This window comes from Tomitella cavernea (assembly GCF_016599145.1).
GTDB classification, from domain to species: Bacteria; Actinomycetota; Actinomycetes; order Mycobacteriales; family Mycobacteriaceae; genus Tomitella; species Tomitella cavernae.
On sequence record NZ_JAENKO010000002.1, the window covers coordinates 18,062 to 36,756 of the forward strand.

Sequence of the window (18,695 nt, forward strand, 5' to 3'; positions counted from 1 at the left end):
GCGTGCGCCGGACGCTCAGAGATAGCCCCTCATCAGGCGCGGATCCCCGCCCCCACGCGCCACCAGGATGCCGTGGCACGCGTGTACGTCGGCCGCGGCCGCGCGGGCCGTAGAGTCCTCGGACACGCCGGCGAGCAGCATCGCCGCCGCCCACCGGAGCGGCACCAGCCCCGCCGTCCGGGCCGCGGCGTGGGCACGTTCCGCCAGCGCGGCCGCCGCCCCCGGCCTGCCGGCCACCGCCTCCGCCGCCGCGGCGACGAGGAGGGTCTTCACCCGGTGCCGCTCCGACGGGAACGCACCCGCCTCGAGCATCTCCAGCCCGGCGCGCGCCGCGGCGACCGCCGCATCCGGGTCGCCCGCCGTCATCGCGGTCTCGGCCGTCACCCATTGCAGGCGCAGTGCCACACGCGGGGGCGCAGCCGTGCCCGGCGCCGCCTCCTCGCCGGACTCCTTGAACGGTCCCCGGCACCTGGCAAGAAGCCTCTGCGCCGAGCGCCAGTCCCCGCGGCCCAGGCGGTCCGCCGCGAGCCCCGTCCACGCGTCGGCGGCGGCGTGCCCGGACACCGTCCCCCGCACACGGCTCCCGGCGCCGGTGATCCGCGCCAGCGCGCGGCCGTCGTACACCGCCGCCCTGTCATGGCCGCCCATCTGCCGGAGTAGCGATGCCGCGGTCGACGCCGCGAGCGCGTCCCACGCCGGTCCGGCTCCAGCGGCCGCCAGAGCGGCCAGATCGCCGCCCGCCCGGGTGTAGAACCCGGCGCCGGAATGCGCCACCGCCCGCCACCAGAGTTCACGGGGTGTACGCGCGGCGGGGAGCATGATCGCAGTCTCCCCGCCCGGCCGCGCCGCACCGGGGCCGACGAGTCCCGCGACGCCCGCAGGCCCGGCGCCGAAGGCCGCCGCGTGCAGGACGCGGGCGCGCGCGTCGGCCCCACTCGGCACCGCGTCCGGATCGGCGCCGTCGGCCTCCGTCTGCGCAGGCGTCATCCGCACCGTCCTCGTCCCCGTGTCCACGACGTGATCCGCACCATCCGACTGTTCCGTCCCCCGTCTGCTCCCGCAGTGTGCACCAGCGTCCCGCCGCCCCCGCGAGCGGTACCCGTTCCCCCTGCGGCCGCAACCGCCCCAACAGGCGATGGCACGTTTCAGAAGTCGGGATCGCCTGCCCCCGATGCCCTCGCCTTTTGCAGCAGATCCGCAACGTGAGTGACACACACTCGTTTGACACGATTTTCCGTACGTGCTTAGAGTGGCAACACGCCCGACGAAGCAGTGCCACGCGTCACGCCCGGCGCCCCCGGACTCCGGCCGGACCGCGCGCAGCAGAACCACCCGGACCGATCCCCGACGGAGGTGCCATGAGCCGCCCACACGCCATCCCCTGTCCTCTCGTCGACGACTGGGACTGGCAACAGCAGGGCCTGTGCCGGGGCGTCGACTCGTCGGTGTTCTTCCATCCCGACGGCGAACGCGGCCACGCCCGCACCGCCCGGGAGCAGCGCGCCAAGCAGTTGTGTGCGCAGTGCCCGGTTCTGGTCAGCTGCCGCGAGCACGCACTGGCGCTGGCCGAGCCGTACGGCGTCTGGGGCGGGCTGTCGGAGTCCGAACGCCTGTCGATCATCAAGGAGCGCGGACGCACCCGCTCCGGCCGTCCCGCCGCAGCGGCGGGGCGCCGCGCCGCCCACGCCGACGAGCACGCGGCCGCAGCGCTCCGCAGCACTGCTTCCTGAACGGCTGGAACCCTCGACGCAGCCGAAACCCCGTCCGAAAAGGCCGTGGCCCGCGGGCACCGATGCGGTGCCCGCGGGCCACGGCCGTCCCGCCTCGTCGGCGGCTGCCGGCGTCAGTGCTGGTGACCTGCCTCAGCGCCGTCGTCCTCCTCAGGCTTGTCCACAACCGCGCCCTCGGTGGTGAGCACCATCCGGCCCACCGAGGCCGCGTTCTCCACCGCCGAGCGGGTGACCTTCACGGGGTCGATGACGCCGTCGGCGACCAGGTCGCCGTATTCGAGCGTCGCGGCGTTGAAGCCGTGGCCGACCGGCAGCCCCGCGACCCTCTCCACGACCACGGACCCGTCGACCCCCGCGTTCGCGGCGATCCAGTAGAGCGGGGCCCGCAGTGCGGTGCGCACCAGCTCGATCCCCACGGCCTCGTCGCCCGTCGCGGACGCGGCCAGGTCGGCCAGCCCCGCCGCGGCCGTGACCAGTGCGGTGCCGCCTCCGGGGACGACGCCCTCTTCGACGGCCGCCTTGGCCGCGGCCACCGCGTCCTCCACGCGGTGCTTGCGCTCCTTGAGCTCGGTCTCGGTGGCCGCGCCCACGCGGATCACGGCGACGCCGCCCGCGAGCTTCGCCACGCGCTCGGCGAGCTTCTCGCGGTCCCACTCGGAGTCGGAGGAGTCGATCTCCCCGCGCAGCTGCGCCACCCGCTTGTCCACCTCGTCCTTGCCGCCGGCGCCGTCGACGATGGTCGTGTCGTTCTTCGTCACCACCACGCGACGGGCCGTGCCCAGCATCGACAGCTCCGCCGACTGCAGCGTCAGGCCCACATCGGCGGTGATCACCTGGCCGTCGGTGACGATCGCGAGATCGTCGAGGAATGACTTACGGCGCTCGCCGAAGAACGGTGCCTTCACCGCGACGGCCTTGAGCGACTTGCGCAGCGCGTTGACGACGAGCGTCGAAAGCGCCTCGCCCTCGACGTCCTCCGCGATGATCAGCAGCGGCCGGCCGCTCTCGACGACCTTCTCGAGCAGCGGAAGCAGGTCCGGCAGCGAGCTGATCTTCTCACGGAACAGCAGGATGTGCGCGTTCTCGAGCACCGCCTCCTGCTCCTCGACGTCCGTGACGAAGTACGGGGACAGGAATCCCTTGTCGAACTGAACGCCCTCGGTCACCTGCAGTTCGGTGTCGATGGTGCCGGACTCTTCGACGGTGACGACACCGTCGGCGCCGACCACAGTCATCGCCTCGCCCACCATCGTGCCGATCTCCTCGTCACGCGAGGAGACGGTGGCGACCTTCGCGATCGCGTCCTTGCCCTCCACGGGGCGAGCGGCGCTCAGCAGCGCCTGCGTGACGTGCTCCGCGGCGCGCGCGACCCCGGCGCCCAGGGCCACCGGGTTCGCGCCGGCCGCCAGGTTCCGGATGCCGCCGGACACGATCGCCCGGCCCAGCACCGTCGCCGTGGTGGTGCCGTCGCCGGCCACGTCGTTGGTCTTGGTGGCGACCGACTTGACCAGCTGGGCGCCCAGATTCTCGAACGGGTCCTCCAGCTCGATCTCGCGCGCTACCGACACGCCGTCGTTGGTGATGGTGGGGCCGCCGAACGCCTTGGCGAGCACCGCGTTCCTGCCACGCGGGCCCAGCGTCACCTTCACTGCGTCGGCGAGCTGGTCCACCCCGCGCTCGATGGCGTTCCGTGCTTGCTCGTTGTACTCAATCTGCTTTGCCATGGCTCTCCTCCGGATCTTCTCGGCAGTTCGCTGATACGCGCCCGCCCCGGGGCCGTCGCATGGGCGGCGCCTCCGGGGCGGGTCGTGTCACAGGGTCCGGTCCGGACCGCGTTGCGGTACGGGCCGACGCCCGGGGGAACTGCTAGCCGATGACCGCGAGGACGTCGCGCGCCGACAGGATGAGGTAGTCCTCGCCCTTGTAGTTGATCTCGGTGCCGCCGTACTTGCTGTAGACGACGGTGTCGCCCTCCGAGACGTCGACGGGGATGCGGTTCTCGCCCTCGTCGTCCCAGCGTCCGGGGCCCACGGCGATGACGGTGCCCTCCTGGGGCTTCTCCTTCGCCGTGTCCGGGATGACCAGGCCGGAGGCGGTCGTCGTCTCCGCCTCGTTGGTCTTGACGAGGATCCGGTCCTCGAGCGGCTTGATGTTCACGCTCGCCACGATGAGCCCTCCACTTTCAGTGGTCATACACACCCGTGGGGTCGTCCCCCGCCGGGCGCGGATCGAATGTAGTCGGATCGGTGCGTCACGCAGTCCCGTCGTCGCGGGTGCCGGAACCGCTTCGGTACCAACTAGCACTCTATACATGCGAGTGCCAGCGCTCAACCCTTCCCAGTGCTCGCCGGGGAGCGGCCGCGCGCAGCGGGCCCGCGGCGGCCGGCGCACGGCGGCCCGCCTCCCCGTTCCGGATAGTCGTCCAGGTCACATAGGATGATGACCGTGACCACGGTGAATCGCAGAAAGTTCCTGGCCGGCGCGGGCGCAGGCCTGGGCGGGGCCCTCACACTGAACCTGCTCGGTGCCGCCGCCCCCGGACGCGCCGGCGGCGGATTCTGGACCCCGGCCACCGCCCGCGCCGACGCCCTGGCCGGGTCGACGGCCGGCACCACGCTCGAGGCCGTCGCGGCGCCCGCCGGGCCGCACGGGTATCAGCGCCTCACCGCCGGGCCCGGGTACCCGGTGATCGTGCGCACCGAGCTCGCACCCGCACGCGCGGCGCGGGCCGACCGCCGCCGCGCGCTCGCCTCCCTTGTCCAGATGACCGACATGCACATCCTCGACGCCCAATCGCCGGTGCGCGTCGAGTTCGTGCACCCGCTCATCGGCTCAGCGTCCCGCCCCCAGGACCTGCTCACCACGCAGGGGCTCACCTCGCTCGTCGGCCGCATCAACGCGCTGACCGGCGGGCCGCACTCGGGCCGCCGGTTCGACGCGGTCGTCACCACCGGCGACAACACCGACAACCACGAACACGTGGAACTGGACTGGTACCTCACGGCGCTCAGCGGCGGCCGGTTCACGCCGAACACCGGCGACCCGCACCGGTACGAGGGCACCCAGGACTCCGGCTTCGACCTGTACTGGAACCCCGAGTCCCGGCATACCGACAGCTTCAAGCGCGCCGGGTTCCCCGTCCTCGACGGCTACTTCGACGCGGCGCTGGCGCCGATGTCCAGTCCCGGGCTGTCAGTGCCGTGGTTCGCGGTGTTCGGCAACCACGACGACTCCGTCATCGGCACCGCCCCCAGCGGTATACCGCCGATCACCGACCTCTACACGAGCAACCTCAAACTCGGCGCGCCCGGCTCGGCGGCGGAGGCAGAGCGGCTCCAACAGGCGCTGCGCACCGACCCTGCCGCCGTGCCCGGGCTCGTCGCGCAGATGACCAACCCCGCGCGCATCGTCACCCCCGACGAACGCCGCGCGCCCTTCACTCCGCGCCAGTTCATGGCCGCGCACTTCGACCCCCGCCACCTGGGCCCGGGCCCCCACGGCCACGGCTTCGCCGCCGACGCACCCGAGACCGGCATCGGCTACTACAGCTTCGAGATCGCCCCCGGGGTCGTCGGCATCAGCATGGATTCCACCAACCGGGCCGGATTCGTCGACGGCTCGTTCGGCGACGCGCAGCTCCGCTGGATCGAACAGACCCTCGCTGCCGGCAGCAGCCGGTACTTCGACGGCGCCGGACGCGAGGTGCGCACCGGCGCCGACGACACCCTGTTCATCCTGTTCAGCCACCACACCAGCGATACGACGGGACTGCTCATCCCCGACCCGGAGAATCCTGCGGAGCCGCGCCACTCCGGCGCTGAGCTGGTGGCCCTGCTGCACCGCTTCCCGAACGTGTGCGCCTGGGTGAACGGCCACACGCACGCCAACAGGATCACCCCGCATCCGGGGGCCACCGCACGGCAAAGCTTCTGGGAGGTCAATACGGCCTCGCACATCGATTTCCCGCAGTACGCGCGCGTCATCGAGGTGGTGGACAACACCGACGGCACGCTGTCGCTGCTGGCGACCCTCATCGAATCGGACGCCCCCTACCAGCTGCCCTACGACGACCTCTCCCCGCTGGGACTGGCGTCGCTGTATCGCGAACTGTCCTACAACGACGTCAACAAGGACCCGGACAACATGGGCGGCCCGGCCGACCACAATGTCGAGATGCTGCTCGCGTCGCCGTTCGCGTGACGGCGCACGCCCGCCTCACCTGACCTGGCTGGTCTGCACCGGCAAGCCCGGGTCGGTGGAGATGCCCAGCGGGGACGGCGCGGCGCCCGCGGCGATGAGGTGGGCGCCCAGCGAGGCGATCATCGCGCCGTTGTCGGTGCACAGCCGCGGCCGCGGCACCCTCAGCGCGATGCCCGCCGCGGCGCACCGCTCCTCCGCCAGCGCCCGCACCCGCGAGTTGGCGGCCACCCCGCCGCCGATGAGCAGCGTGCCGACACCCTCGTCCACGCACGCGCGCACGGCCTTCAACGTCAGCACGTCGGCCACCGCCTCCTGGAAGCCGGCCGCCACATCGGCGGCCGGCACCGGGCGGCCGTCCCGCTCGCACTGCTCCACGTACCGCGCCACGGCGGTCTTGAGGCCGGAGAAGGAGAAGGCGTGCCGGGCGTCGCGCGGCCCCGTCATGCCGCGTGGGAACGAGATGGCACACGGATCACCCGCACGGGCCAGCCTGTCTATCGCGGGGCCGCCCGGGTAGCCGAGCCCCAGCAGGCGCGCCACCTTGTCGTACGCCTCGCCCGCCGCGTCGTCCACGGTGGAGCCGAGCTCGACGATCGGCGCGCCGAGGCCGTCCACCAACAGCAGCTGCGTGTGTCCGCCGGACACCAGCAGCGCCACGGCCCGGGGCAGCGGACCGTGCTCGAGGGCGTCGACGGCCACGTGCCCGCCCAGGTGGTTGATCCCGTAGAACGGCACGCCCCACGCCGCCGCGTAGGCCTTGGCCGCCGCCGCCCCCACCAGCAGCGCGCCCGCGAGCCCGGGGCCCACCGTGGCGGCCACCGCGTCGGGCCGGTCCACGCCGGCGGCGGCGAGCGCCCTGCGCATCGTCGGCACCATCGCCTGCAGGTGCGCCCGCGAGGCGATCTCCGGCACCACCCCGCCGAAGCGGACGTGCTCGCCGACGCTGCTGGCCACCTCGTCCGCCAGCAGCTCCACACGCGCGGCGCCGTCGGCACCCGCCCCCAGGCGCACGATGCCGACGCCCGTCTCGTCGCACGAGCTCTCGATACCCATGACGATCACCGCGCAGCCTCCTTGCCGTCCGTGTCCTCCGCCGCGCGCCTGCGCATCACGTACGCGTCCGCCCCGCTGGGCTGGTAGTAGCGCGGGCGCATCCCGATGTTCTCGAAGCCCTCGCTCCGGTACAGCGCGATCGCCGGCTCGTTGTCGGTGCGCACGTCGAGGAACACCGGCCCGCCGTGCGCGTCGGCCTCGGCCAGCAGGAGCGCCATCAGTCTGCGCCCGATTCCGCGGCCCTGGACCTTCGGGTCGACGCCGATAGTGTGCACCTCCGCCTCGGGCTCCGCGCCGCCGAGCAGCGCGATGCCCGCATAGCCCACCAGCCACGGGCGCCGACGCTGCGGGCAGCTCCGGCGCGCCGCAAAGAACCTGGTGTGCGGCGCACGCAGCTCCTCGGCGAACGCGGCCGCGGGCCACGGGCTCTCCCCTGCGAACAACAGCCGCTCCAGTGCGGCACACGAGTGGGCGTCGGCGAACTCGAGCGGGCCGACGGTGATCCCGGCTGCCCCGTCGCCGCCGGTCTCGTCGCCTCCGCCGTGCGCGTTCACGCGCGAACCTGCGCCGCCGGCACCCGAGGCCTGGGCTCCGCGGCGTCGGGCCGACGCAGGTAAAGCGGTTCCAGCGACGCGGGCTCCACACCCCCCGCGAGCAGGTCCGCCGCGACCGCCACGAGCCCCCACGGCGTCGGCGAGGCGGGGGCGAGCACCGGCAGCCCCACCGCCGCTACATGGTCCGGCGATCCGGCCGCGGCACCCGCCGCGCCGACGGCGACGTCGGCCGGCGCGGCCACCCCCGGCCCCTCGACCCGATCGACGCCCCGGTACCGCGCCCAATACACCTCGCGCCGCCGCGCGTCGGTGACCACCAGAAAATCCTCCGCAACGGCTGCGGCCGCCGCCGCGTCGGCCCCCTCCGCATCGGCACGTGCCTGCGCGGCGATGGCGTCGAGGCTGCACACCCCGTGCACCGGGATGGCGAGCGCGTCGCCGAAGGCGGCCGCCGTCGCCATCCCTACCCGCAGCCCCGTGAACGGCCCGGGCCCGGCGCCGACGACGACGGCGCCCAGGTCCGTCGGCGTGGCGCCCGCCTCCCGCAGACACTGCAGGATCTGGGGGGTGAGCACCTCGGCATGTGCGCGCGCGTCGCTGGTCACCCGCACGGCGACGGTCGCGGCGGCCGCATCGTCCAGGCGCACGAGCCCGGCGGTGACGGCGGGCGTGGAGGTGTCGACGGTGAGAACAAGCACGGTCCCCCATCGTACCGACCTGCGCAAACGCGGAACACGCGGCCCGCCACCACACTGCCGTCACTGTGCGGGAGTCACCGCGTGGAAGTCACACGCTTCCGGCGCGGCGCTCCCACTCCGCGGAGCGCACGTCCGTGTCCGGGTCGCGCCACAGCCGCACCACCACGTGATGATCGGCGAGCCTTTCCGCGAGGCCCGCGCCCCATTCGACGACCACCACGGAATCGTCCAAGTCGGTGTCGAGGTCGAGAGCGTCCAGCTCGTCGAGCGCCGCGGGGCCGTCCCCCAGCCGGTAGGCGTCCACGTGCACCATCGCCGTCGCGGCCCCGCCGCCCGGACGCCCCCCGCCCGCCGGGTGCACGCGGGCGATCACGTACGTCGGGGACGTCACCGGTCCCTGCGCGCCGAGTCCCCGGGCGATTCCGCGGGCGAGCACCGTCTTGCCCGCTCCCAGCGGCCCGTCGAGGATCACCAGGTCGCCGGCGGTGAGCTTCGTGGCGAGCTCCGCCCCGAAGTCCTCCGTGTCGGAGGCCGCGACCAGCGTGCGCCGCGGCATCAGCCCCGGCCCCCGACGTAGCGGCGCTGCACGCGCCCCTTCACCCCGGTGACCACCTCGTAGTGGATGGTGCCGAGCGCGTCGGCCCATTCCTGGGCGTGCGGCTCGCCGCGGCGCGGGTCGCCGAAGATCACCGCCTCGTCGCCGACCTCCACGCCCGAGCCAAGACCCAGATCCACCACGAACTGGTCCATGCACACCCGGCCCACGGCGGGCCGCCGCTCGCCGCCCACCGCCACGTCGAACCGTCCGCTGAGCGTCCGGGGGATGCCGTCGGCGTAGCCCAGCGGCAGCACGCCGACGGTCGTGTCGTGCGGGGCGGTCCAGGTGTGCCCGTAGGACACCCCCTCCCCCTCGCGCACCGTCTTGACGTTGACGAACCGGCCGGAGAGCCGCATCACCGGGCGCAGCCCGAAGTCGGACACCTCGGGCATCGGCGACAGCCCGTAGAGCGCGATCCCCGGCCGGACCATGTCGAACCGCAGATCCGGGCGGGTGAGGGTGGCGGCGGAGTTGGCCGCGTGCACGACCTCCGGTTCGAGGCCGGCGGCGCACGCCTGGTCGACCATCTCCTTCAGACGCGCGGCCTGGATGTCGATGACGGGATGATCGGGCTCGTCGGCGCGCGCGAAGTGCGTGAAGATGCCGCGCAGCCGGACGTCGCCGGCCCGCTGCGCCGCGGTGGCCGCCTCGAGCAGGCCCGGCCAGTCGTCCACGTTCACGCCGTTGCGGTTGAGCCCGGTGTCCACCTTGATCGTCAGCACCGCCGGCGCCCCGGCGCGGCGCGCGCCGTCCACCACGGCGGCCAGGTGCCGGCGGGTCGACACCGCCAGCTCCACCCCCGCTGCGATCGCAGGCGCGAAGTCGGCGTCGTGCGCGTGCAGCCACGACAGGATCGGCGCGGTGATTCCCGCGGCACGCAGGCCCAGCGCCTCGGAGAGTGTGCACACGCCCAGCTCGCGCACCCCCTCCGCCAGCATCGTGCGGGCCACCTCCGCGGCGCCGTGCCCGTAACCGTCGGCCTTGACGACGGCCATGACCGGGGTGTCTCCGGCACATTCGCGGATCACGCCGACGTTGTGGGCGAGCGCGTCATGGTCGATGGTCGCGAGCGCCTGCGGCCGCGGGGGCCGGGGCTGGGCTGGGCTGGGCTGGGACTGGCCGGTCATAGTCTCGGATTCTGCCACTGGCGCGGTACGCGCCCACCGCCACGCGGCCTCACGCGTGCGTCGATCCGGTTCCGTGATCCTCCGGAACTTCCGACCTGACCACTCGCACCGCCGCGCTCACGCACGCCAGCACCGCCGAGGCCGATACAGGCGCGCCGGCCCCGCCGCCGCTCGCGGCGTCGTTCCTCCACGCGACGCAGTGTCCCCGTGCCGCCAGTCCCGCCGCCGTCGAGTGCACTCGTGCCGCCGCGGCGCATGCGAACGCCGGGTCGAGCCCGGCCGCGAGCAGCGCGCCGATGATGCCGGTGAGGACGTCGCCCGAGCCGGCCGTCGCGGCCCATGCGTGCCCCGAGTGCTCGGCGTACGCCTCACCGCCGGGAGCACTGATGAGCGTGACGTTCCCCTTGAGCAGCACCGTGGCGCCCAGATCGGCCGCCAGCGCCCGCACCGCGGCGAGCCTGTCGGCCGGCACGGGCCCGCCGGTCAGGCGTGCGAACTCCCCCTCATGCGGCGTGAGCACGGTCGGCGCAGTACGTTCGCGCACCCACCCCGGATGCCGGGCGAGAAGGGTCAGCGCGTCGGCGTCCACCACCGCGGGCACGTCGGCGCCCAGCACCGTCCGCAGCCGCTCTTCGGCCTCCTCGTCGAGCCCCATTCCGGGCCCCACGGCCCACGCCTGCACGCGGCCCGCTTCTGCGACGGTGCCGGTGGCAACGACCTCGGGCCACGCCGCCAGCACCGCCTCGCGTCCGCTGCCGGCGTACCGCACCATCGCCGACGTCGCCGCCACCACGGCCCCCGTGCACAGCACCGCGGCCCCCGGATACGCCTCCGAGCCTGCCACCACGCCCGTCACGCCCCCGGTGTACTTGTCATCGTCCGCGCCGGGGACCGGCCACAAGCGCCCCGCGTCGGAGTCGCCGCACTGGCGCAGCTCCGGCGCGCCGAGCGCGAGTCCGATGGGCACCTCCACCACCCGGCCGCACCACCGCGCCCCGAGCACGTGCACGGGTTTGCACGCCCCGAACGCCGCCGTGACATCCGCCTGCACTGCGGGCCCGTCGGTCCCCCCCGTCTGCGGGTCGACGCCGCTGGGCAGGTCCGCGGCCACGAACACCGGCCGCCGCGGCGCCGCCGCGAGGCGCGCGACGAGCTCCGCCGCGTCGGGCCGCAACCCGGCGCGTCCGGAGATCCCCACGATGCCGTCCAGGACCAGGTCGGGGCCGGCGACGGACGCCGCCGCGGACCCGCGCACCCGACCTTCGAGCACGCCCGCCGCCGCCACCGCGACGCCACCGGCCGCGCGCAAATCCGCCAGCCCTGCCGCGTGCGCCCGCTCCGGCTTCATCAGCACCGCGGTCACGGCCGCACCACGCCGGCACAGCTGCGCCCCGGCGAACAGCGCGTCGCCGCCATTGTCGCCCGACCCGGCGAGCACGAGCACCGCCCTGCCGGCGACGCCGCCGCGGTTCCGCGTCAGCTCGGCCGCAGCGATGCGCGCCAGCCCGTAGGCCGCGCGCCGCATCAGGGCACCCTCCGGTAAAGAGGCCAGCAGCGGCGCCTCCGCCGCGCGCACCGCGTCGACACTGTGGAACTCGCGCATACTTGCCGTGCCTCCTCCGGGCGGATCCCTCGGGCCTCGACGGCCTACTCCACCGTCACCGACTTCGCCAGGTTGCGCGGCTTGTCCACGTCATACCCGCGCGCCTTCGCCACCTCGGCTGCGAAAGCCTGCAGGGGCACCGTCGACAGAAGCGGTTGCAGCAACGTCGAGGACGGGGGTATCTCGATGAGGTGGTCCGCGTAGGGCCGCACCGTGTCGTCGCCCTCCTCGGCGATCACCAGGGTGCGTGCGCCGCGGGCCTGGATCTCGCGGATGTTGCTGAGCATCTTCGAGTGCAGCACCGCCCGGCCTTTCGGCGAGGGCATGACGACGAAGACCGGCAGCCCGTCCTCCAGCAGCGCGATGGGCCCGTGCTTGAGCTCCCCCGCGGCGAACCCCTCGGCGTGCATGTAGGCGAGCTCCTTGAGCTTGAGCGCACCCTCGAGCGCCACCGGGTAGCCCACGTGGCGGCCCACGAAGAGCACCGCTGGGGCCTGCGCGATGTCGCGGCCCAGGCGCCGCACCGGCTCGACCGTCTGCAGAACGCGCTCGATCAGCGCGGGCATCGCCTCGAGCGCCTCGTACTCGCGCGCCACCTCGTCCTGGTATTTGGTGCCGCGCGCCTGTGCCAGCGCCAGACCCACCAGATAGTTCGCGGCCAGCTGCGCCAGGAAGCACTTGGTGGAGGCGACGCCGATCTCCGGCCCGGCCCGGGTGTAGAGCACCGCGTCCGCCTCGCGGGGGATCTGCGCCCCATTGGTGTTGCACACCGCCAGCACGCGCGCCTTCTGGTCCTTCGCATGCCGCACGGCTTCGAGGGTGTCGGCCGTCTCGCCCGACTGCGAGATGGCGACCACGAGCGTGGACCGGTCGAGCACCGGGTCACGGTAGCGGAACTCGCTGGCCAGCTCCACCTCGACCGGCAGCCGGGTCCAGTGCTCGATGGCGTACTTTGCGACCAGCCCGGAGTGGTAGGCGGTGCCGCAGGCCACGACGAAGATCTTGTCGACGTCGCGGAGCTCTTGGTCGGACAGGCGCTGCTCGTCCAGCACGATCCGGCCGTCGATGAAGTGCCCGCGCAGAGTGTCCGCGACGGCCGCCGGCTGCTCCTGGATCTCCTTGAGCATGAAGTATTCGTGGCCGCCCTTCTCGGCGGCGTCCAGGTCCCAGTCGATGGTGAACGGCCGGGTGCGGTCCGACGCGTCCGCGCCGTGGAAATCGGTGACCTCGTAGCCGTCGGCGGTGATGACCACGGCCTGATCCTGGCCCAGCTCCACCGCCTCGCGGGTGTGCTCGATGAATGCGGCCACGTCGGAGCCGATGAACATTTCGCCCTCGCCCACGCCCACCACCAGCGGCGTGGACCTGCGGGCTGCGACGATGGTGTCCGGTTCACCTGCGTGGGTGAACACCAGCGTGAACGCCCCCTCCAGCCGGCGCAGCACCGCGAGTGCGCTGCCTACGAAGTCCCCCGCGTGCGGGCCGTCCGCGTATTCGATGGCGATCATGTGCGCCGCCACCTCGGTGTCGGTGTCGCTGCACAGGTCCACGCCCAGGTCCTCGAGCTCGGCGCGCAGCGCCGCGAAGTTCTCGATGATCCCGTTGTGCACCACCGCGAAGCGCCCGGTGGCGTCGGTGTGCGGGTGTGCGTTCCGGTCCGTGGGCCGCCCGTGGGTGGCCCACCGCGTATGCCCGATGCCCGCATGCCCGGCGAAGTCGCCGTCTCCGGCCGCGGCCAGGGCGTCCTCCAGGTTGGCCAGCCTCCCCGCCCGCCGCTCCACTGCCAGGCTCCCGTCCCCGTCGAGGATGGCCACCCCGGCCGAGTCGTAACCCCGATACTCCATCCGACGGAGCGCTTCCACGACCACTCCGAGGGCGGGCTTGGCGCCCACGTACCCCACGATTCCGCACATAGTGCATAAGGATACGTGCCACCCCCGTGTGCCCGCGGGGGTGGATTACGGCTGCCGTCCCGACATGGCGCACCCGATCGGTTACCGTCGTCACGTGGCACCCAAACCGAAGTCCATGGCACGCTCCCTGTCCCGGCGCGGTCCGCACCGCGTGTTGCGCGGCGACCTGGCGTTCGCCGGGCTGCCGGGGGTCGTGTGCACGCCGGAGTCCGGCTTCGGGCTGCCCGCCGTGGTGTTCGGGCACGGTTGGCTCACACCCCCGCGCCGATACCTCGACACGCTCGCCCACGTGGCTTCCTGGGGATTCGTGGTGGTCGCCCCGGCGACGGAGTGCGGGGCTGTCCCGTCCGCCCGGTCGTTCGCGCAGGATCTCGGCACCGCCGCGGACATCGCCACCAGCGTGCGGCTGGGCCCCGGACAGATCAGCGTGCACCCGGCGAAGGTCGCCATGGCGGGGCACGGATTCGGCGCGGGAGCAGCCGTACTCGCTGCGGGCCGTCACGGTGCGGCCGACGACGACGCCCTGTCCGAAGGCGCCCGGGCCGGCCGCAAGTCCCAGCGTCCCGCGCGGCCGTTCGACCCCACGGCGCGCCGGCCCGTCGCCGCGGTCACCGCGCTGTTCCCGGCGCCGACAAGCCCCTCCGCGCTGCCGTCGGCCGGCCAGGTGCACGCACCCGCGCTGCTGTTGTCCGAGCCGGGGACGGGCGGCGTGGCGTCCGCGGAGTCCGCGGCGCTGGCCGCCGCCCTGGCCGGCACGGTGACCACGCGCATCGTCCCCGCCGCGGAGGACGGCGCGCTCGCCGAGGACCGCAGGCTCGCCTCGTTCTTCGGCCTTCCCGGCTCCGACAAGCATCTGCAGGCGACCACACGCGCGTGCTTGACCGGCTTTCTGCTGGCCGCCCTCACCGACAGCAAGGAGCACGCCGTCTTCACGGATGAGGCGACCGTGCTGCCCGGCACGGCTGCGGTCGCCGACGAGCCTGCCGACCCCGCCCCGCCGAGCGCACGCGCGCGGATGCTCGGAGCGCTCGCCGGGCGCTGAGCGGGCACCGGCTCGCCCTCAGCCCTGCAGCCCAGGGTCATTCCCAGGGCAGATCCGAGTTCCAGCGCGGGTCGAGGAACATGGCGCACCGTGCCTGTTCCTCGTCGCGCTCCGGCCACGGCGCCGTATCCGCCGCCTGCGTCGCACCGGCCGCCGGCACGACGCGTTCCTGCCCTGTGGGCGCGGGCTCCGCAACGGGCCCCCGATCTTCGGCGGGCGCGGGCTCCACCGCGGCGCCAGTGGCCGGTGCCGGCCGTGGCGCGGAGGACGGAGGCAACTCGCCGTCCCGCTTGGCCACGACCTCCCGGATCCTCTGTTCAATGGCCTCCATCGCCCGGGCATGGTCCGCGCAAATGTGGTCGAAGCGCTGCTCAAACACGGGAGTCCCCCGCGTTCCGGCCGTCGCCCAGCGCCTGGGCCACGACCTCGCCGATCCGGTGCATCGACGCCGCGGTCTGCGCGCACGAACGGGCGAACGCCGCACGCAGTTCGCCAGGGCCGACGGCGGCCCCGCCACGGGCCGCGTCCAGCGCACGGTCTTCCACGGCGGTCAGGGCGTGGACGTGCCGCGCGCGCACCGTTTCCACCGCCCCCGCGCCCGCACGCAAGACCTCGGCGGCGTTCCGCAGCGCGTCCGCGTGGCGGCCCAGCGACCGCAAGCCGGCCTCCAGGTCATCCGCCGGGGTGTCCGCTGCGCTGCCCAACGCCCTGAGCACCCCTTCCGGGAGTGGGCGGCCAGCGTGCACGATGCCGTCGAGGTCGTCCGCCCGGGCGTCGCACCAATCGGCGCGCATCCGGAGCCCCACCGGATCCGCGCCCGCCGCACGCTCCCAAAGCGCATGCAGGTCCGCCGCCGCACCGGGTTCCGCCGTGGTCGGCGGGTCCGGTCGCCGGGCCGCATCGCCCCCGACAAGGCGCTCCCACGCTGCCGGAAGTCCCCGCGGCGTCACAGCGGCCCCGCCGCCCCGTCGGATCTCCGCCCGGACGCGCCGACGCCCACCGACCGCAATCCCGTGGCAACCTCCGCGTCTGCGTCCGTCGCGGCGCCGACCGTGCGCCGGATGTACTGCGCGCAGGCGTCGACCGTGGCCGCCCAGTCCTGTTCGCCGCGCAGGGCCCCGACGAGGCACTGCCGTAGCGCCTCGTCGATCCGCCCCAGCGCAGGATCGCCGACGGTCTCCGCGACGCCCGGCGCCGCGGGCCGCGTGAACTCCTCCGCCGCCGCGCGCGCATCCGACGTGCTCGCGCCGAGCGCGCGCAGGACCGCGTCGACCTCCGCGCGGTCCACACTGAGTCGCCCGCGGCGTTCGTCCGTACCGGATCCGTCCATTCGTCCCCCGTCCCCCCGTGCCCGCCTCCTACACGCCGGACACCGCATCCGAGAGCGCGTCCGCGAGCGTGCGGGCGACGGCGATGTCCTCCGCCTCGACCATGACCCGCACCAGCGGCTCCGTCCCCGACGGCCGCAGCAGCACCCTACCGCGCCCCGCCAGCTCCGCCTCGGCCCGGCGCACCGCCTCGCCGACGGCGGCGGAATCGGCCACCGCCTTCTTGTCGTCCACCCGCACGTTCACGAGGACCTGCGGCAGCACCGTCATCACCTTGGTCAGCTCGGCCAGCGTGCGGCCGGTCTGCGCCATGCGGGCCATCAACCGGAGCCCGGTCAGCACTCCGTCGCCCGTGCTGCCGTGGTCCGGCAGCACCACGTGCCCCGACTGCTCCCCGCCCAGGCTGTAGGACCCGCGGCGCAGCTCCTCCAGGACGTACCTGTCGCCCACCGCGGTGGTGCGCACGGTGATCCCGGCAGCCTGCATGCCCAAGTGCAGGCCCAGGTTGCTCATCACCGTCGCCACCAGCGTGTCCTCCGACAACTCGCCCGCCTCGCGCATGGCCACGGCCAGGATCGCCATGATCACGTCGCCGTCGACCACGTTCCCCTCCGCGTCGACGGCCAGGCAACGGTCGGCGTCGCCGTCGTGGGCCAGGCCCAGGTCGGCGCCCTGCTCCACCACCGCGCGTCGGACGTCGTCCAGGTGTGTGGAGCCGCATCGGTCGTTGATGTTGATGCCGTCGGGCTCGTCGTTGATGGCGACGACCTTCGCGCCCGCCGCCCGGTACGCTAGCGGCGCGGCCCGGTGGGCGGCGCCATTGGCGCAGTCGACCACCACCGTCACGCCCTTCAGCGGCGTGTCCACCGCGGCGGCCAGGTGCTGCAGATAGCGGTCCAGCGCCTCATGCGCGCTTCGCACCCGGCCGATCGCCGCACCCGTGGGCCGGTACGCGCGGCGCTGCGGCTCGCTGCCGGGACGCAGAAGCTGCTCGATCCGGTCCTCCAACGCGTCGCCCAGCTTGTGGCCGCCGCGGCCGAAGATCTTGATGCCGTTGTCCGGCATCGGATTGTGCGAAGCAGAGATCATCACACCCATGTCAGCCTCGTACGCCGCGGTGAGGTACGCGACAGCAGGCGTGGGGACGACACCGACGCGGAGCACGTCCACGCCCGACGCCGCGAGGCCCGCGCTCACCGCCGCCTCGAGCATCTCGCCGCTGGCGCGCGGATCACGTCCGAGGACCGCCACCGGACGGGCCGCGCCCGACGACGGCGCGGCCAGCACGGCAGAGGCCGCCTCCGCCAGTGCCAGCGCGAGGTCGGCGGTCAAGGTGGAGTTCGCTTCCCCGCGGACCCCGTCCGTGCCGAAGAGTCGTGACATGTTGGTCGAGGTCCTTCCCGCGGCGTCGCCGTCCGGCGGTGATGGTTCAACGGATGGGTCATCCGCCACGCGGTCATGTGTGTACAGGGCAGAACGAGAAAACCGAGGGCGGGCGCCGGATCGTTCCCGACGCCCGCCCTCGGTGTGCGCGGGGACGCCGCCGGCCCGGGGCCGGCGGCGTCGGCCCATCAGCGCTTCGAGTACTGCGAAGCCTTGCGGGCCTTCTTCAGGCCGTACTTCTTGCGCTCGACCGCACGCGCGTCACGGGTGAGGAAGCCCGCGGACTTGAGTGCGGAACGGTCCTCCGGCTGCACGTCCACAAGGGCGCGCGCGATGGCCAGCCGCAGTGCGCCGGCCTGGCCCGAGGGGCCGCCGCCGTGCAGACGCGCGTGGATGTCGAAGGACTCCTCGCGCTCGACGAGCACCAGCGGGGACTTCACCAGCTGCTGGTGCAGCTTGTTGGGGAAGTAGTCCTCGATGGTCCGCCCGTTGAGTGTGAACCCGCCGGTGCCGGGCTGCAGACGCACCCGCGCCACGGCCTCCTTGCGACGGCCGACGGTCTGCACGGGGCGGTCGCCGCCCAACTGCGGGACCGGCGCCGCGACGATCTCCTCGGCCACCTCGTAGCCCTCGTCGGCGATGCCTTCGTCGGCGATGCCCTCGTCGACGACCTCGACGCTGTCGGCGATGGAGGCCTGCAGGCCTTCGTTTTCGGGGTTGGTCACGTTCTGCTCCTCCGGCGCCGTCACTGGGCCACCTGCTTGATCTCGAACGGCACCGGCTTCTGCGCGGCGTGGGGGTGCTCGGGGCCCGCGTAGACCTTGAGCTTCGAGGCCATGGCGCGGCCCAGCTTGGTGTGCGGGAGCATGCCCTTGATCGCGTCCTCGACGAAGCGGTCCGGGTGCTTGGCGATCATCTCGCCGGCCGACAGCGAGCTGAGCCCGCCCGGGTGGCCGGAGTGCCGATAGCTACGCTTGTCCGTCAGCTTCTTGCCGGTGAGCGCGACCTTCTCGGCATTGACGACGACGACGAAGTCCCCGCCGTCCGCGTGGGGGGTGTACGTGGGCTTGTGCTTGCCGCGGAGCAGCGTCGCCGCCTTGCTGGCGAGCCGTCCGAGCACCACATCGGTGGCGTCGATGACGTACCACTGGTGGGTGACGTCACCGGCCTTCGGGGTGTACGTGGACACTAGGTTGTTCCTCGTCTGTCGAATGAACTGCCGGCCTGGGTGGATGCCGGACGGCCCCGGCGGCCGGTGGAGACCCGGGGGCGGCCTTCGTGGCAACACACCAACGGAGAACAATACCGACCGCCGGTCCGTACCGTCAAAGCGGCCCCCCGAGCGGCCGTCCTCGCATCCGTGGGCGACCCGATGCGGAGCCGGACCTCCCCTCCGACTTCCGCACCGGGCCGCCGGGACCGTGGCCCCGCGTCCCCCTCTACGAGGCCACGGCCGGCCTTTCCCC

At 73.5% G+C, this 18,695-nt stretch carries 19 protein-coding genes; 3 read left to right on the forward strand and 16 right to left on the reverse strand.

Annotated features, from left to right (window positions below):
* Window positions 1-15: 15 nt before the first annotated feature.
* Window positions 16-987, reverse strand: a complete 972-nt coding sequence (locus JJ683_RS01465; protein ID WP_200170910.1) for a hypothetical protein — start codon at window positions 985-987, stop codon at window positions 16-18.
* 371 nt (window positions 988-1,358) lie between these two features.
* Here JJ683_RS01465 and JJ683_RS01470 point away from each other — a divergent pair, with 371 nt between their 5' ends.
* Window positions 1,359-1,730, forward strand: coding sequence for a WhiB family transcriptional regulator (locus tag JJ683_RS01470; RefSeq protein WP_200170911.1), 372 nt, complete (start codon window positions 1,359-1,361; stop codon window positions 1,728-1,730).
* 113 nt (window positions 1,731-1,843) lie between these two features.
* Here JJ683_RS01470 and groL read toward each other — a convergent pair whose 3' ends face one another.
* Together groL and groES are read right to left on the reverse strand one after the other, a co-directional pair.
* Window positions 1,844-3,454 (reverse strand): chaperonin GroEL, encoded by a 1,611-nt coding sequence (gene groL, locus JJ683_RS01475; RefSeq protein WP_200170912.1) that lies wholly within the window; start codon window positions 3,452-3,454, stop codon window positions 1,844-1,846.
* A gap of 142 nt (window positions 3,455-3,596) precedes the next feature.
* Entirely contained in the window at window positions 3,597-3,896 is a 300-nt protein-coding gene (groES, locus tag JJ683_RS01480; RefSeq protein ID WP_143906608.1) for a co-chaperone GroES, read from the reverse strand.
* 279 nt (window positions 3,897-4,175) lie between these two features.
* On the opposite strand from groES, the gene JJ683_RS01485 reads away from it, so the two are divergent.
* On the forward strand, window positions 4,176-5,930 hold the full coding sequence (locus JJ683_RS01485) for a TIGR03767 family metallophosphoesterase (protein ID WP_307810622.1): 1,755 nt from the start codon (window positions 4,176-4,178) through the stop codon (window positions 5,928-5,930).
* Window positions 5,931-5,945: 15 nt separating this feature from the next.
* Here the strand turns inward: JJ683_RS01485 and tsaD are convergent, their stop codons facing one another.
* The 7 genes from tsaD to glmS all read right to left on the reverse strand — a co-directional run bounded on the left by tsaD (window position 5,946) and on the right by glmS (window position 13,476).
* Entirely contained in the window at window positions 5,946-6,992 is a 1,047-nt protein-coding gene (gene tsaD / locus JJ683_RS01490) for a tRNA (adenosine(37)-N6)-threonylcarbamoyltransferase complex transferase subunit TsaD (protein ID WP_200170914.1), read from the reverse strand.
* A complete protein-coding gene (gene rimI / locus JJ683_RS01495; protein ID WP_372435218.1) occupies window positions 6,989-7,537 on the reverse strand; it encodes a ribosomal protein S18-alanine N-acetyltransferase in 549 nt (182 codons plus the stop codon). Before rimI ends, tsaD begins: the two co-directional genes overlap by 4 nt.
* Window positions 7,534-8,235, reverse strand: coding sequence for a tRNA (adenosine(37)-N6)-threonylcarbamoyltransferase complex dimerization subunit type 1 TsaB (gene tsaB, locus JJ683_RS01500; protein WP_200170915.1), 702 nt, complete (start codon window positions 8,233-8,235; stop codon window positions 7,534-7,536). Before tsaB ends, rimI begins: the two co-directional genes overlap by 4 nt.
* 88 nt (window positions 8,236-8,323) lie before the next feature.
* Window positions 8,324-8,791, reverse strand: coding sequence for a tRNA (adenosine(37)-N6)-threonylcarbamoyltransferase complex ATPase subunit type 1 TsaE (gene tsaE / locus JJ683_RS01505; RefSeq protein ID WP_200170916.1), 468 nt, complete (start codon window positions 8,789-8,791; stop codon window positions 8,324-8,326).
* On the reverse strand, window positions 8,791-9,960 hold the full coding sequence (gene alr / locus JJ683_RS01510) for an alanine racemase (RefSeq protein ID WP_200170917.1): 1,170 nt from the start codon (window positions 9,958-9,960) through the stop codon (window positions 8,791-8,793). The genes tsaE and alr overlap by 1 nt, the downstream gene beginning before the upstream one ends.
* 49 nt (window positions 9,961-10,009) lie before the next feature.
* Entirely contained in the window at window positions 10,010-11,563 is a 1,554-nt protein-coding gene (locus tag JJ683_RS01515; protein ID WP_200170918.1) for a bifunctional ADP-dependent NAD(P)H-hydrate dehydratase/NAD(P)H-hydrate epimerase, read from the reverse strand.
* Between the two features lie 44 nt (window positions 11,564-11,607).
* Complete coding sequence (glmS, locus tag JJ683_RS01520; protein WP_200170919.1) at window positions 11,608-13,476, reverse strand: glutamine--fructose-6-phosphate transaminase (isomerizing); 1,869 nt, start codon at window positions 13,474-13,476, stop codon at window positions 11,608-11,610.
* A 94-nt stretch (window positions 13,477-13,570) separates the two neighbouring features.
* Between glmS and JJ683_RS01525 the strand changes: the two genes are divergently transcribed.
* Window positions 13,571-14,518, forward strand: a complete 948-nt coding sequence (locus tag JJ683_RS01525) for a poly(ethylene terephthalate) hydrolase family protein (RefSeq protein ID WP_200170920.1) — start codon at window positions 13,571-13,573, stop codon at window positions 14,516-14,518.
* 37 nt (window positions 14,519-14,555) lie between these two features.
* On the opposite strand, the gene JJ683_RS01530 is transcribed toward JJ683_RS01525, so the two are convergent.
* From JJ683_RS01530 to rplM, 6 genes are all read right to left on the reverse strand, one after another.
* A complete protein-coding gene (locus JJ683_RS01530; RefSeq protein WP_200170921.1) occupies window positions 14,556-14,897 on the reverse strand; it encodes a hypothetical protein in 342 nt (113 codons plus the stop codon).
* Window positions 14,890-15,468 (reverse strand): hypothetical protein, encoded by a 579-nt coding sequence (locus tag JJ683_RS01535; RefSeq protein ID WP_200170922.1) that lies wholly within the window; start codon window positions 15,466-15,468, stop codon window positions 14,890-14,892. Before JJ683_RS01535 ends, JJ683_RS01530 begins: the two co-directional genes overlap by 8 nt.
* Complete coding sequence (locus JJ683_RS01540; RefSeq protein ID WP_200170923.1) at window positions 15,465-15,848, reverse strand: hypothetical protein; 384 nt, start codon at window positions 15,846-15,848, stop codon at window positions 15,465-15,467. The genes JJ683_RS01535 and JJ683_RS01540 overlap by 4 nt, the downstream gene beginning before the upstream one ends.
* Window positions 15,849-15,876: 28 nt before the next feature.
* On the reverse strand, window positions 15,877-17,229 hold the full coding sequence (gene glmM, locus JJ683_RS01545) for a phosphoglucosamine mutase (protein WP_200170924.1): 1,353 nt from the start codon (window positions 17,227-17,229) through the stop codon (window positions 15,877-15,879).
* A 188-nt stretch (window positions 17,230-17,417) separates the two neighbouring features.
* The gene (gene rpsI / locus JJ683_RS01550) at window positions 17,418-17,978 is read right to left on the reverse strand and encodes a 30S ribosomal protein S9 (RefSeq protein ID WP_372435219.1); all 561 of its coding nucleotides are present in this window, start codon (window positions 17,976-17,978) and stop codon (window positions 17,418-17,420) included.
* Window positions 17,975-18,418, reverse strand: coding sequence for a 50S ribosomal protein L13 (gene rplM / locus JJ683_RS01555; protein ID WP_200170925.1), 444 nt, complete (start codon window positions 18,416-18,418; stop codon window positions 17,975-17,977). Before rplM ends, rpsI begins: the two co-directional genes overlap by 4 nt.
* Window positions 18,419-18,695 lie beyond the last annotated feature (277 nt).